The sequence below is a fragment of the Bacillus bingmayongensis genome, from assembly GCF_000299035.1.
Classification (GTDB): Bacteria; Bacillota; Bacilli; order Bacillales; family Bacillaceae_G; genus Bacillus_A; species Bacillus_A bingmayongensis.
The window spans coordinates 1-14,809 of sequence record NZ_AKCS01000027.1 but is presented as its reverse complement, the minus strand read 5'-3'; the positions used below and the strand labels follow the sequence as shown (position 1 = coordinate 14,809).

At 34.0% G+C, this 14,809-nt stretch carries 12 protein-coding genes and 2 pseudogenes; 13 read left to right on the top strand and 1 reads right to left on the bottom strand.

The window, feature by feature from the left end; genetic code table 11:
• Positions 1-8: 8 nt before the first annotated feature.
• From Y7E_RS0105420 to Y7E_RS0105410, 3 genes and pseudogenes are all read left to right on the top strand, one after another.
• Positions 9-887, top strand: a complete 879-nt coding sequence (locus Y7E_RS0105420) for a hypothetical protein (protein WP_017150275.1) — start codon at positions 9-11, stop codon at positions 885-887.
• Between the two features lie 238 nt (positions 888-1,125).
• Positions 1,126-2,562 (top strand): annotated as a pseudogene (locus Y7E_RS29130) (IS4 family transposase).
• A gap of 234 nt (positions 2,563-2,796) precedes the next feature.
• Complete coding sequence (locus Y7E_RS0105410) at positions 2,797-4,233, top strand: IS4 family transposase (protein WP_017150272.1); 1,437 nt, start codon at positions 2,797-2,799, stop codon at positions 4,231-4,233.
• 265 nt (positions 4,234-4,498) lie between these two features.
• Here the strand turns inward: Y7E_RS0105410 and Y7E_RS0105405 are convergent, their stop codons facing one another.
• The gene (locus Y7E_RS0105405; RefSeq protein ID WP_017150271.1) at positions 4,499-5,461 is read right to left on the bottom strand and encodes a VOC family protein; all 963 of its coding nucleotides are present in this window, start codon (positions 5,459-5,461) and stop codon (positions 4,499-4,501) included.
• Positions 5,462-5,844: 383 nt separating this feature from the next.
• Here Y7E_RS0105405 and Y7E_RS0105400 point away from each other — a divergent pair.
• The 10 genes and pseudogenes from Y7E_RS0105400 to Y7E_RS0105355 form a co-directional block, all read left to right on the top strand.
• Positions 5,845-6,183, top strand: a pseudogene (locus Y7E_RS0105400) (recombinase family protein); the annotation flags it as partial.
• A gap of 196 nt (positions 6,184-6,379) precedes the next feature.
• On the top strand, positions 6,380-6,994 hold the full coding sequence (locus tag Y7E_RS0105395; protein WP_017150269.1) for a stage II sporulation protein M: 615 nt from the start codon (positions 6,380-6,382) through the stop codon (positions 6,992-6,994).
• Positions 6,995-7,269: 275 nt separating this feature from the next.
• On the top strand, positions 7,270-7,443 hold the full coding sequence (locus Y7E_RS33540) for a hypothetical protein (protein WP_017150268.1): 174 nt from the start codon (positions 7,270-7,272) through the stop codon (positions 7,441-7,443).
• A 63-nt stretch (positions 7,444-7,506) separates the two neighbouring features.
• Entirely contained in the window at positions 7,507-7,689 is a 183-nt protein-coding gene (locus tag Y7E_RS0105385) for a hypothetical protein (protein ID WP_017150267.1), read from the top strand.
• A 438-nt stretch (positions 7,690-8,127) separates the two neighbouring features.
• Positions 8,128-8,658 carry a TetR/AcrR family transcriptional regulator gene (locus tag Y7E_RS29125; protein ID WP_237741346.1) on the top strand — a complete coding sequence of 177 codons (531 nt, stop codon included), beginning with the start codon at positions 8,128-8,130 and terminating at the stop codon, positions 8,656-8,658.
• A 59-nt stretch (positions 8,659-8,717) separates the two neighbouring features.
• Positions 8,718-10,544 carry an alpha/beta fold hydrolase gene (locus tag Y7E_RS0105375; protein ID WP_017150265.1) on the top strand — a complete coding sequence of 609 codons (1,827 nt, stop codon included), beginning with the start codon at positions 8,718-8,720 and terminating at the stop codon, positions 10,542-10,544.
• Between the two features lie 548 nt (positions 10,545-11,092).
• Complete coding sequence (locus tag Y7E_RS0105370; protein ID WP_017150264.1) at positions 11,093-11,563, top strand: GNAT family N-acetyltransferase; 471 nt, start codon at positions 11,093-11,095, stop codon at positions 11,561-11,563.
• A 23-nt stretch (positions 11,564-11,586) separates the two neighbouring features.
• A complete protein-coding gene (locus tag Y7E_RS0105365; protein ID WP_017150263.1) occupies positions 11,587-12,192 on the top strand; it encodes a gamma carbonic anhydrase family protein in 606 nt (201 codons plus the stop codon).
• A gap of 397 nt (positions 12,193-12,589) precedes the next feature.
• A complete protein-coding gene (locus tag Y7E_RS0105360; protein WP_017150262.1) occupies positions 12,590-12,940 on the top strand; it encodes a TM2 domain-containing protein in 351 nt (116 codons plus the stop codon).
• 786 nt (positions 12,941-13,726) lie between these two features.
• The gene (locus Y7E_RS0105355; protein ID WP_017150261.1) at positions 13,727-14,296 is read left to right on the top strand and encodes a hypothetical protein; all 570 of its coding nucleotides are present in this window, start codon (positions 13,727-13,729) and stop codon (positions 14,294-14,296) included.
• Positions 14,297-14,809 lie beyond the last annotated feature (513 nt).

Genomic DNA, 14,809 nt, shown 5'->3' with positions numbered 1-14,809 from the left:
GAATTATCATGTTGAATATAGATATTAATCGTTTAACTGATATTTGTTTAGAATATCAACAGTCTAGATTTTATGTTACCAGAATACCTGAAGATTTCTTATCAATTGCAAATAAACGTTTCTCTATACCAAAAGATGATCGAATTATTGCTTTCTTAAGTTGCAATTTATTGGGCTCAGGAAAATATGGTGTTTATTTTACAAGTTCGGGTTTATATTGGAAAAATTGGTTATTAGGTAAAGGAAATATGAAATGGGATAAATTAAATGAAGTGCAACAAATCGAAATTGATAAAGATGGTTTTTTATCTTTTGATGCACAAAAAAGTTTTAATATTAACGGCAGTGATTATCCACCGCAGTTATTTAAAGAATTACTTATAGCTCTTACAAATTCGTTCCACAATTCAAAGCAAAATGATATACATCCAGTTATAAAAATTGACGAGATAAAATCAATCTGCTCTTTGTTTGAGACGTACGATGAATTATTAGAACCTGATAATGGTTTATTTGTAGACACTCATATTTCAGACAAAAAGTTAAAGAAAATTTTGGAGCGATATATTATTTCAAAGGAAGAAGAAATCATTGCTTTTTTAGATACATCTATCCTCGGTAATTTGGGTAAAGGATCAGATGGAGTATTAGTTTGTCAATCGGGTATATATTTTAGAGAAACTTTTGTACACCTGTATTTTCCGTGGCATGTCTTTAGAAATATTCCTATTACTTTAATTTCAAATGAGTTAGAAATCGGAAAAGGAAACATATTTCATCTTCAACATGCTAGAATATCTAGTCAAGATATTCTATTATTCATCAAGAATTTAAAACAGTATGTTAATGCGTTATATGAGGAAAATAAGTGTTCACCTAATATATGATAATATTCAATATAATTTGATGTTCATTTAATATAATATAAAAATACGCTATACTTTTTGTAGGAATATACGGTGGTCTGACCCCATTTGGTGAGACAAAGAAAAAACACCTAGACAACATGTTTCCTATAAGGTCTCACCATACATTTCCATCAACTCAAGAGATTTTAATACCCTCAAACACAAAAAAAAGTTATCCTTTCTAAACAAGCTAAATTAGAAAGGATGACGTTTTCTTATGAATCTCTCGATTCAAGATGAACTACTACCATTTGCAGAAGAATTACAACGATATGTTACACCTATATTTTTAGAAGAACTTGCAAGAGAAATCGGATTTATAAAGCGAAAACGTAAGTTTTCTGGCTCAGACTTAGCTCCAATTTGTATTTGGATCAGTCAACGAGTAGCAAGTGATCCCTTAGTACGATTATGTAGTAGGCTTCATGCAGCTACTGGTACTTTACTCAGCCCTGAGGGCTTAAATAAACGTTTAAATGCTAAAGCAGTTTTATTTTTACAACATATTTTTTCTTTACTGTTACAACAAAAAGTATGTGAACAAACGCAATTTTCTAATCATCTCTTCTCTTATTTTGGGCGAATTCGTATCCTAGATGCTACCTTATTCCAAGTGCCAAATGCTTTAGAGAATATATATCCAGGCTCTGGAGGGTATGCCCAAACAGCCGGAATCAAAATTCAATTAGAATATGATTTGCACAGTGGGGAATTTCTTAACTTTCAAGTTGGACCAGGAAAAAATAATGACAAAACTTTTGGTACAGAATGCTTAGATACCTTACGACCAGGGGATTTATGTATTCGTGATTTGGGTTATTTTTCATTGGAAGACTTAGATCAAATGGATCAACGAGGTACATACTATATTTCTCGTTTAAAATTGAATACGAATGTATATGTGAAAAATCCAAACCCAGAATGCTTTAAAAATGGTGCAATTAAGAAACAATCAGAATACATACAAATAGATGTGAAACAAATTTTAAATCAACTACAGCCGGGAGAAACATTTGAATTAAAACATGCTTATATCGGTGATAAACAATAGCTGTTTGCACGTGTTATTTTTAACCGACTAACAGAAAAGCAACTTCAAAAACGACAAGCAAAAATCGCGGAAAAAGAAAGATCCAAAAATAGAACGTACTCAGAGAAAAGTAAAGTTGTAGCGGGATTAAACGTGTACGTGACGAATACACCTTGGGAATGGGTTCCGATGGAACAGGTACATGAGTTATATACTTTGCGTTGGCAAATAGAGATTGTCTTTAAAACGTGGAAATCACTCTTCAAAATAGATCATTATCGTAATGTAAAACAAGAACGATTAGAGTGCCAACTATATGGAAAGCTAATCGCTATCTTCCTGTGCTCCTCTACTATGTTTAAAATGCGTCAACTTCTTTTACAAAAGAAAAAAAGAGAATTAAGCGAATATAAGGCAATAGGGATGATCCAAGATTATTTATATCTTCTGTATCAAGCTATACAGAAAAACACCCAAGAAGTAACAAAGATTCTAATCCGCCTATTCCACCTACTACAGAAAAACGGGCGGAAATCTCATCGATATGAGAAGAAAACAGTCTTTGATATTATGGGTGTTATCTATGAGTATAGTGGATTTAGAAAACAAAAGAAAGTTGCATAACCTTTAAAAATAATACCTACCTAGGTTTATTTGGCATGCTCATTTTTAAGGATAAAAAGTGTTTTAAGGGTTTTTTAGTTTATTTGACGAAAGTTCATTTTGTTTCCGTTCTTAAGTTGATGGGCATGGGGGTCACCATACATGTCCATCAACTTAAGAGATTTTAATACCCCCAAGTATCCAAAAACGTTATTCTTTCTAAACAAGCTAGATTAGAAAGGATGACGTTTTCTTATGAACCTCTCGATTCAAGATGAACTACAACCATTTGCGGAAGAGTTACAGCGATATATTACACCTGTATTTTTAGAAAAACTTGCAAGAGAAATCGGATTTATAAAGCGAAAACGTAAGTTTTCTGGCTCAGACTTAGCTACGATTTGTATTTGGATCAGTCAACGAGTAGCAAGTGATCCCTTAGTACGATTATGTAGTAGGCTTCATGCAGCCACTGGTACTTTACTCAGCCCTGAGGGCTTAAATAAGCGTTTAAACGCTAAAGCAGTTTTGTTTTTACAACATATTTTTTCTTTACTGTTACAACAAAAAATATGTGAACAAACGCAAATTTCTAACCATCTCTTCACTTATTTTGGACGAATCCGTATCCTAGATGCCACCGTATTTCAGGTGCCAAATGATTTAGATAATGTATATCCAGGCTCTGGAGGCTGTGCTCAAACAGCCGGAATCAAAATTCAATTAGAATATGATCTGCACAGTGGGGAATTTCTTAACTTTCAAGTTGGACCAGGAAAAAATAATGACAAAACATTTGGCACGGAGTGCTTAGATACCTTACGACCAGGAGATTTATGTATTCGTGATCTAGGTTATTTTTCATTGGAAGACTTAGACCAAATGGATCAACGAGGTACATACTATGTGTCTCGTTTAAAATTAAATACGAATGTATATATGAAAAATCCAAATCCAGAATACTTTAAAAACGGTGCTATTAAGAAGCAATCGGAATACATACAGATCGATGTGAAGCGGCTTCTAAACCAACTACAGCCAGGAGAAACATTTGAATTAAAACATGCTTATATCGGTGATAAACAACAACTATTTGCACGTGTTATTTTTAATCGATTAACAGAAAAGCAACTTCAAAAGCGGCAAGCGAAGATTGCGGAAAAAGAAAAGTCTAAAAATAGAGCGTACTCAGAGAAAAGTAAATTGGTAGCTGGATTAAACGTGTATGTGACGAATACACCTTGGGAATGGGTTCCGATGGAACAGGTACATGAATTATATACTTTACGTTGGCAAATAGAGATTGTCTTTAAAACGTGGAAATCACTCTTCAAGATAGACCATTATCGTAATGTAAAACAGGAACGATTAGAGTGCCAATTATATGGAAATCTAATCGCTATTTTCCTATGTTCCTCTACTATGTTTAAAATGCGTCAATTGCTTTTACAAAAGAAGAAAAGAGAATTAAGCGAATATAAAGCGATTGGGATGATCCAAGATCATCTATTTCTGTTATATCAAGCAATACAGCAAAACAACCAAGAGATAACAAAGATCCTAACCCGCCTGTTCAACCTTTTACAGAGGAATGGACGGAAATCCCACAGATATGAGAAGAAAACTGTCTTTGATATTATGGGTGTTGTCTATGAGTATAGTGGATTGAGAAAACAAAAGAAAGTTGCATAATTTTTTAAAAATGAAACCCGTTAGGGTTTATTCGGTGTGCTTACTTTTAAGGACATCAAATATTTTAAGAGTTTTTTAGTTCATATGAACAAAAGTTCATTTTGTTTCCGCTCTTAAGTTGATGGGCATGGGGTCACCATATCAAAAAAAGAAAATTGTACGTTTAGACACAATTTGGAACCATTTTAGCCGATTCCCTGTACGTTAAGCAGTCGGTTGTTTAAATTCATTTTTCTTTCAAATCTTTTTCTCGGGGCTGGTTTCTCTATCCTCTATTTTGTCTAAAGATTATAGCAGTGCCAAGTGATGCGAAAGCTGGTACGAAAATATCTCCCTCAGCTGTTTCCACCACTGGGAACCCATTTCTTTCGATAAATTTACGTGTAGCCGAGATATCATGTACTGCAACTGCATATCCTATAAATCCTGGCAAAGAAGGCGTCACTTCACCTGGCAAAATATCGTTCAGTCGAGATTCAGGAACAATCGTTAGATACGCACCATTAAGGTCAAAAATGCTTGTCACACCTTTTGTTTGTGCATCACGACCTAGATAGCGCTGATAACGTTTGATGAAGTCATCAAGCTCAGGATCAGCAACACAAAGAATTACTTCAACAAGCTCAATCGCTCCATTCGGATGATTCATATGGGCTTGTGTTTGCAAAATCTCTAGAGGTGGATTCTCAGCGATAGCCAAACGACCTTCAGGCACATCTTCCCGATCAATTTCTATATAGTTCAAAGGGACTATTTGTGTTCCGGCTTCTGTCTCTATAGGACGTTGCACAGCATTAACACCACTATGCCCAACACCGTCTTGATTGAACTGAACTGCAGAATCCTTCGCATTAGATGTACAAAAACACAAGATGTGTGTTCCTTCGAATCTTGATAGGGAATTAGAAATAGTATTAACAGTGCGTCTGATATTTTCGAGAATTCGAGGAAGTACAGTTGGTGGAGCCTGAAGAGGCACAAAGTTCGCATCTTGAGGAATCCGTTCTCCATTTTCCACTATAGTAACGATTTCGATAAAATTATGGAGAAATGTAGCATGTGTATTTGCTGCACCCAATGGTTTAGGCACTTCGTCTTCCTTTTCAGCTATCGTCGGATAGGCTGGCGGAGGACATATGAAACCCAGCTTTCGGTACAGATCCAGTGCAACTCTCATATCTGTTACAACATGTCCTACATGATGAATATGCTTGATTTCAGATTTCATAGCACCACTCCTTCCTTATGTTTGGAATTTATTTTTTATTGTTACTCACAGGAAATTAAGAGGTTTGTTCTTGCAAACAGGAGTATCATCAGCATTTTAGAAATTTACCACGCTAAAGGATTTTTAATTGCGTTGCATTCAAAACATTATATTTTGCATAACTTGTGTTAGAGCTGTAAATGAATTTTGCTTTTCTAATGCAACACAAATGATTTTGTGGTGTATCAAAATGTTCTTAAAGGGATAATTTTCACATCAAATTATGCTAAATTTTGTTTAACGTAGTTATTTTCCAATTTGCTGACCGTACACCTATCTATACGTACAGAAGTCGGTTAAAATGTGTCTAAACGTACAATTTTCTTTTTTTGATATGGTGATCCCAATTAGTAGAACAACTTCGGGAAAAGGATGTTCACTTTGCGATTTTAAATTTAGGAATAGATACTAGAACTCCAACAGGAAAATTCTTTTTAACTGTCATGGCTGCCTTTAGTGAACTAGATCGAGAAATGATTAGAGAAAAACAACGTGCGGGAATAAAGTTAGCGAAACAAAAAGGAGTGTATAGAGGAAGATTGAAGAAATACACGAATAAGCACCCAGGTATGAATCATGCGATTGAATTAAGGAAGCATACCAATAAAACTGTTAAGGAAATATGCCAAATTACAGGAGTGAGTCAGGCAGCTCTGTATCGTAGATTAAAAGAACTTGAATAAAGTTCTTTTTTTATTTGTAATTAAATCCCAGAGTGGCCCCTCATACCCAGAATCGTTTCCGTACCCCTGAGAGTAGGGATCCGCTTTTTTCTTGCTACCGATAATTGTGCGTTATGTTAACCTTACATGTATAGGATATACAAGAGAAATTTCTTTACTACCGTATTATTATGATGTTAAAATTTAGAAAAAGAGGGTGAGAATTATTTCGAATGTAATTAATAAGGTTATATTTAAAAGAGCTATTAACTTTTTTATATTAAGTGTAGCACTAACAGTTATTGCAACCATAATAACCTTTATAATCAATCTCGATCTAAAAGAAATAATGGAAGAGATAGGAAAGAAACTGCCAGATCAAGTAAAGGAACCAACAGGTATAGAAAAGGTATGGTCATTTATTGTTAATAATGGTTTTATAGTACCTTTACAAATGTTTATATTAGCCTTGATTCCAATACAATTTTTATATGTCATAAGTATAATTTTAACTGTTTCAGTTCCTGGGGTTCTTTTTGGAATTGCATTACAAGTTGATTTTAAAAAAGGATTTGGGATGATAATTTCTACTATCCCTCATTACCTTTTTGAAGTTTTCGCTTTTTGTTTATTTGCGGCCATTCTTTTTGAATTAAATAAATTTATTAGAATCAAATTAAAAATTATATTCAAAAAGGATAAAGAAAGAGTATCTCTTAGTAAAAAGATTTTAGAAGTAATAAAGATTTATATTGTTTTAACTTTACCTATAATTATCGTTGCTGCATTCTTGGAAACTTATATAGCTGATATCATACTTGATTTATTTTAGGAACTTTATATGCTTGATGAAGATTGAGATTTACCTAAACATAATACAAACTGTGCTTATAACTTCCAATAACGAGAAATTATGTGAACACGAAAGTCTTCCAGTTAAATAATTTGAAGGGCTTTTAATAGTCTTCTAAATACATTGAATCCCGATAATGAGAGATTATGTTAACCGAGCATGAATCTGATATACAACCAAAGCCTACACATTACATCGCCCTCCTCAAATGGTACAATGTGGTAAAATCGTTATTTTAATAAGGGGAGGAAATCATGCGTATTCGGGGTATATTGAGCATTTTGCTCTTAAACATAGGATTGATTCTGTTTACAGGAGGAATCTATGCTTCTCAATGGGAAAACACCATAGTTCTTGCCACTGTTGCCGCGATTATTGGCGGAATCCTAATAGGATTAAGTCCAGTCATGCAATTGTTTAAGAAATAAATCTCTTTTTGATCGGAGAGGTTTGCTACATAAAATAATGAATGAGAATAAGGAGGACATAGCATGAACAGATATTGGATCTACATATATACGTCAATTTTAATTATGTGTTTGATTCTAATTACAATAGGTTTTAAATCAGGAGTAGCATATCAATCTTTATCCTGGAAAATAACCATGAGTGTTTGTGCTGGTTTAGGAATTTCTGCACTTATGAATTTAAGAAGAAAATCTCAAAAAAACTAAAGATGTTTAATAAACATAAATAACTTCTGCTTTCGATAATTATGTAAATGAGCTGTCCATATGGACGGCTTATTTTATTTTTTGCTTAGCGTGGGGTTTTTCTAAAATGCTGACGATGCCCTTTGTACTCTGAATAATGGTTTTCCGGTTATGTCTGTTAACCGGAAAATTGAAATATCAAATCTATTTCCTAAAGTGACACTTGACTGGAAGCCTCTAATTTTTAGTTCGGTCACAATATATTCGGATTGGGTATTTATCCAGGCTCGTACTTCTATGGGGAATTCTTTAGGAGTATTGATACCTCCATAGTGATTTTTATATTTGTATGCATTTCATCAATCATTCCCTTGACTCTCCATTTGTAGTACTGTATAGTACTAATATGAAAAAAATACACTTAGTAATAAAGATATTGCTCTGCAATCCGCTTTTACATTGTTTCTTACTAAAGGTTTTCTGGCAACAAGCATGGACGACATAGTCACACGTAGCAAAGTTTCAAAAACGAACATTTATTATTATTTTAAGAGCAAGGAGGAGCTGCTGCTCGCTATTGTTAATCAGTTGATAGCACATTACGAGCAGCGAATTAATTATATTGTGTCTCAAACTGAGCTCACCGTTCAGGAGAAATTAGAAGCGGTACTCCACATTTTAAGCGATACTATTGAACAAAATAACTACCTTGGCGGTTGTCCTTTCCTGACTCTGTATACACAGACGCCTATTGACGCGGTTGAAATTAGAGATAGAATCAAGAGTTTTTTTGAAAAACAGCTGCATGGTGTTGAATTGATTTTAGCCCAAGGGATTGCACGACAAGAACTAAAGGAAGAGCTGCCCGTTAAACAAACAGCTATGTTGATTGTCTCCTCTATTGAGGGTGCTCTCTTCTTGGCTCAAGCTTCTAACAACCAAGATATGATCAAAAATTTATTTCCTGCTTTAGCTTCCATGCTAAAGTAATATTTTTAGATATATTAGTACTAGTTAGTACTATAAAATAATAAAGGAGTGTTTTTATTATGAAAATCTTCATGACCGGCGGAACTGGTTATATTGGACGTCATTTAATCGCTGAGTTAGCTTCTCAGCATCAGATTTATGCACTTGTACGTCAAAAAAATCGTCTTCTTACCATCATCAATCAACTGGCACCCGATCAACAGAACAACATTGTTCCTGTTATCGGTGATCTAACGCAGCCTCGATTAGGTTTAAGTGATGACAGCTACAAGCAATTACTTGCAACTGATCTAATTATTCATGCAGGAGGTCCAATGAATATTGAGTTGAACCTCAGTGAAGCTGAGCAGTCTTTCCTCGCCCCTGCAAAATCCCTTGCTCGGCTAGCACAGGATATCCACGCTGCAAAAGAATTAAAGCATTTTATCCATGTCGTAGGCTTTATGAGTCCCTATCATGAACAAAATGCATTGTTGGATCTAGATCATTTGCTGGACAATCAACCGCCTTATGAAAAAATGAAGTTTTTAGCCGACTCTTATATACGAAAATCTCTTCATAACATGAGCATTCCCTTATCTACTGTTAATCCTAGTGTAATCGTCGGAGACTCCTTCTCAGGGAAAACAGAACAGATTGGAGGCCTTAGCATCTTAGTCGATGCCGTAAGGCGAAATCTTATGTCGCTTGTTCCAGGCGGCGACGATTATTGGTTACCAATGGTTCATATTGATCATGTGGCTTCGTTTATTTCAAAACTTGCTAATACAGAAGGGTTATCAAGCAATACCTACTATCTTTTAGATTCTAAGCAAGAGAGTCCGTCGATCCGAACTTTCATCAAACTCATGGCACACGAATTGCAGACAACAAAGCCGTTAGGAACTATACCGCTTCCGTTATTGAAAACTGTGCTTAGAATGGGTGCTGGTAAGATGCTTGGTATTCCTAAAGAATCCATGAGTTTTCTTGTTAAGTCGGAATTCCCTGTTTACAGTAAATTAGAAATAGAACAAAGGAACGGCAGAAATTCATTCGTAGTTCCGTCCACGCTCCCTTTTATCATTAGTGATTTGGATTATCGGTTAAATCATTTAGGCCTGAATCAAAATGAGCAGAAAGATTTTAGTCAACGAAGAAGGGCTAACTTAGTTTCGCTAGAGAAAGATAGGAATAAAACACCTATTATTTTTCTTCATGGGACGTTCAGCAATGCTGATGCCCTTTTGCCCCTCTCACAATTTTTAAGCAGTTTAAATACTTGGTTCGTAGATTTACCTGGATTTGGGCGTACCCCTTATCACCATAATCCTTCTGTGCTAGAAGGCTATGTAGAGAGCATTTCCACTATGATCACTGAGTTGAACAGACCCGTTATATTAGTGGGGCATTCATTTGGCGGATTGATTGCGGCTCAAGTGATGGAACGGCTGCCCTCACTGATCAAACAACTCATTTTATTGCAGCCAGTACTGCATCCTATCCAACCTAAATATAGATTTCGACGTATTACAAGTTTCGTTCTAAAATATATGGATCCCGCCCGTTTGGAAAAAGAGCTACTTCAAGCCAATAGCTTCAGAACATCCAGTCAGTTATTGAGTAATTACGCTCATTCTGTGGTCCGTGATTTAAAATCCCCCCGTATACGTAAAACTAACGCTACGGTCATGTCTTGCTTAACTATATCAAAATCCATTCAACTAAATCCTGAGACATGGGATAAGAGGAAAATTAAGATACTATGGGGAGCTTTGGACAAAGATCATCATGTCCCAAAGCAGTTTGAACACTTGGATATTACACGTATTCAGTACGGTCATCAGTTTCCTGTTGAATCCCCTGAACTAACTGCTCAATGGATTTCTCAAGCTGTAACAGTATAAAGGTATTGATGGAGGTGTGGATTGTCAACACAAATTTAGGCTGCTTTTTAAGGGCTCGTTTTCTGAACTCAACTGGACTTAAATAACCTAAAGTTCCATGAACACGATGATAGTTAAACTGGTTCTGTTGCAAAGTTTGAAAAAAGCATAAACAGGTTGGTAAATGAAGAACAATGTTTAAGAAGTAGCTAGTAATTGTTGAAGTTCATTGTTGTTGCTTTTAAATAAAGTCACGGTGTTTTTAAAAAAGACGCGATGTTTTGAATAAAGTCGCGACGTTTATAAAAAAGTTGAGATGTTTTGCCCCTTTGGATCTGTTTATCTAAAGGGGTGTTTTTATAGTGAAAAGTGAAAAGAAGATTTGAACTGAAAGGGCGGATTAAGGAACTGTTGAGTAGCAGTAAAGTTACTCCACTAAAGGTCCATTTTCTTGAATAACTTATTGTGTAAATGCTAGGATAGGGAGTTTAGTTAAAGAAGCATAGCATAAAATTTTCCTTAATGATAAAATTAGTTAAAATTGTTTTTACATAAATTGGGGGATTAAAATGAAAATTCGTTTAGTGAAAGGTTCAGACTACTATGTAATTTCTCCACTACTTAATGAGTGGTGGGGCGGAAGGAATATGTCCGATATGTTACCAAAATTATTCTTCGATCATTTTACAAATACAAGTTTCATTGCTGAGAAGGAAGGGAGAATTGTAGGTTTTCTTATAGGGTTCCTTTCTCAATCTCATTCAAATGAGGCATATATTCACTTTGTTGGCGTTCATCCTGAATATAGAAAGCATAACATCGGAAAAAAATTATACAACGAATTTTTTAATGAAGTTAAACAAAATGGTCGTAAAATTGTCCGTTGCGTAACATCTCCTGTCAACAAAGTTTCGATTGCCTATCATACCAAGATGGGGTTTGAAATTGAAAAGGGAGATAAAAATGTAGATGGTATTGATGTACATAGTAATTATGATGGTGTAGAACAAGATAGAGTTTTGTTTGTTAAAGTACTATAACCTGTCAGTCAGGGGGGAGAATATTGATCATTGAACATAGTAAGGAAAAACCAATTATTCATGAAACTGCATATATCGCACCGAACGCAGTGGTGTCGGGAAACGTGACTATTGAAGAAGGCGTACGTATTCTATATGGTGCTGTAATTACTGCTGAAGGTAGTCCCGTTATTATTAAGAAGAATACAATTATTATGGAGAATGCTGTATTACGATCAGCCGGAAAATTCAACTTGAAAGTTGGAAAACAAGTGCTTATCGGTCCTCATGCCTATATAACCGGTTGTACAATTGAAGACGGAAGTTTTATTGCATCAGGAGCTAAAGTGTACAATGGTGCTGTCGTAGGTATTGGCTCTATTGTCGCTATTGGTGGAGTTGTTCACGTTAATACTCATTTACCCAAGAAAAGTCGTGTTCCTATTTATAATGTTGCCATTGGTTCACCTTATGCTATATATTCCCCGAACCAAGTAAATGAAATAGGGGCTGAACTTCAAAACATTGATTTCTTAGGAAGTGTTTTCAATGTACCCTCAGATATAGAGTTGTTGAAAAGGATGAACATAGCTATCGAAAAATATACAAATTATCTAGAGAAACATAAAGAAGATAAGGATATTGTTTAAAACTTCTTTTTAAAATTTCATTTATATTCAAGCAAATGTGATAAGTTTATTCTGTATGGCCCCCTTTATGTAGATATGATCTTCCACAAACGGGCGCGATTGTGGAACAACATAGGTAGAAATAATCAAACTTTTTTATAAAAATCTCATGCTTAGTTAAAAAGAGTAACTCCATTTTGATTAATCTTTTTTCAAAATGGAGTTTTTTTATTTGCTGTTAAACAAGGATTGAAGGAAATTTTTTTATCAATCTTTATTTTAAAGCTACACCAACGAGGGCTTCGGCTCTCTTTTTTTATTTCTTTCGACAAAATATGACAAAATAGTTGTAACTGGATTTGTTATGATAGTTTCGGAAATCTTACATTTTAATAAACGAAGTGAGGGCGGAGTTAAGATGAAATCAAAAGGTGTAGCTTATTTACTACATATTTTCTTAGGATTTTTAGGTGCTGGTCGTTTCTATGTTGGTGATATAGGTATGGGAATTTTAAACCTTCTTACATTAGGAGGATTCGGAGTTCTATGGTTTATTGATCTATTTCTATTAAGTGGACGTGTTGATTATAAAAACGCATTATTCGCTGCTAGAACAGCTACAAATAATATTAATAATGTGAATACAGTTCAAGTTAATATTGATCCAAACATGCTAAAAAATATGCAATCTGAAGCTGCTGCAACAGCAGAACCGAAAGTGGAAGATAAGAAGGAAGAACCTTTAGATTTATCAAAACCTAGATTCTAAACATGTAATTAAAAATAAGCGCTCGAAAGAGTGCTTTTATTTTTAATCTTAACAACAAAAAAAGCACATGAAATGGGGATAACATGTGCAAGAAAATAATAATTCAGGTAACTTAACCATAACACGAAAGCTCTTATATGTGGGTATTTTTCTTTTTTCTCAATATCCAATATAGATAAATATGGTAAAATGGAAATTAGATAGGAATTCAATTTATATTATTAAAAGTAGAGTGGTTCAAGTCGGAGAAAGGCACCTTAGGGTGTCTTTTCTTTATGGGGGTAGCACGCACATTTTAACGTTTTTATACTCTAAGGGATTCTCAAAACTCAATAACTGTACCTTTGAAATAAAGTCGTACTGTTTATAAAAAAGATGTACCGTTTTAAAGAAAGTTATACCGTTTATAAAAAAGTTGCACCGCTTTATCCCTTTGTATAAAGGGATATTTTTTGTGCGTATTTTTAATTACAAAAAATATTTTGTCAAAAGTTCCTTTGTCTCAAATACCTACGTTTTTTGATATCGAAAATTGCTTAGCGTATATTTTCGTTAAAATGTGGGCGGTACGCCTATATGTAGTTACGTTAAGTTCGTGGGGTTTAGCCCCCACACGACTAGCCAGCACTTACACCCAAAAACAAGAGGAGACTATTTATTCTTATCACTAATAGAGTGAATACCTAAAAATAGATATTTCTCAATGGATATTTAAAAAAGGTAATTATATACAATTTGAAAATACTATAATGTAATTAATATGACTTTTTTTAATGGAGGGATATTATGAAGAGAATTTTAATTATGCTTTTTTTTAGTTTTTTAATGGTAATAGGTTGTCAAAAAAATACAGAAATAACAACAAGTAAAAACAAATTAAATGATGATAAACTTGTATTAGAAGACAAGGAACTTTCTGAAAAAGTAAAACCTAAAGTATATAAACCAGTGTCATTAAAAGAAGCGAAAAAGGTACTTCCTTTTGATCCAAAGTTATCATCTAACTTATTAGATGGTTATGAACCGATAAAGAATGTTTATATAGAAGATTGGGGTAACAAAGAAAAAATAGCTATGGAAACGAAAATAATTCCGAACGAATTAAACAAAGAAAAATTAGGAGTATATTCTGTACGTGTTGCAAATTTTCCAGATTATCCATCTGATATTATTAATAAAAAAGAATATGAAAGTGAACTGAAATTAAAGAGTGGAGTAACTGCATATTATGGAAAAAATCAATTAGCTTGGAAAGATAAAGAAGTAGAATATTTGATTGGTTATATTCCGATTTCTAATAGTGAAGTTGAAAAAACAAAAGATAAATTAATAGAGATAGCAAATACAATAAAGTAAAAAAGGGCTGAATTTTTTCAGCCCTTTTTTACTTTATTGTATTGAATTTGCCATTTCTATTAACTCTGAAGAAGTGAATTTCCCTTCTTCTTTTTCACCTATTAAAGAATAATATAATCCGGATTTATTATCATTGGGGTAGCACGCACATTTTAACGTTTTTATACTCTAAGGGATTCTCAAAACTCAATAACTGTACCTTTGAAATAAAGTCGTACTGTTTATAAAAAAGATGTACCGTTTATAAAAAAGTTATACCGTTTATAAAAAAGTTGCACCGCTTTATCCCTTTGTATAAAGGGATATTTTTTGTGCGTATTTTTAATTACAAAAAATATTTTGTCAAAAGTTCCTTTGTCTCAAATACCTACGTTTTTTGATATCGAAAATTGCTTAGCGTATATTTTCGTTAAAATGTGGGCGGTACGCCTCCTCCAAGAAAATATATAAATAAAAATAGATAAGACCAAGAACTGGTGTTAGCCCTGTCAAGTAGACAGCTATAAAAAAGAC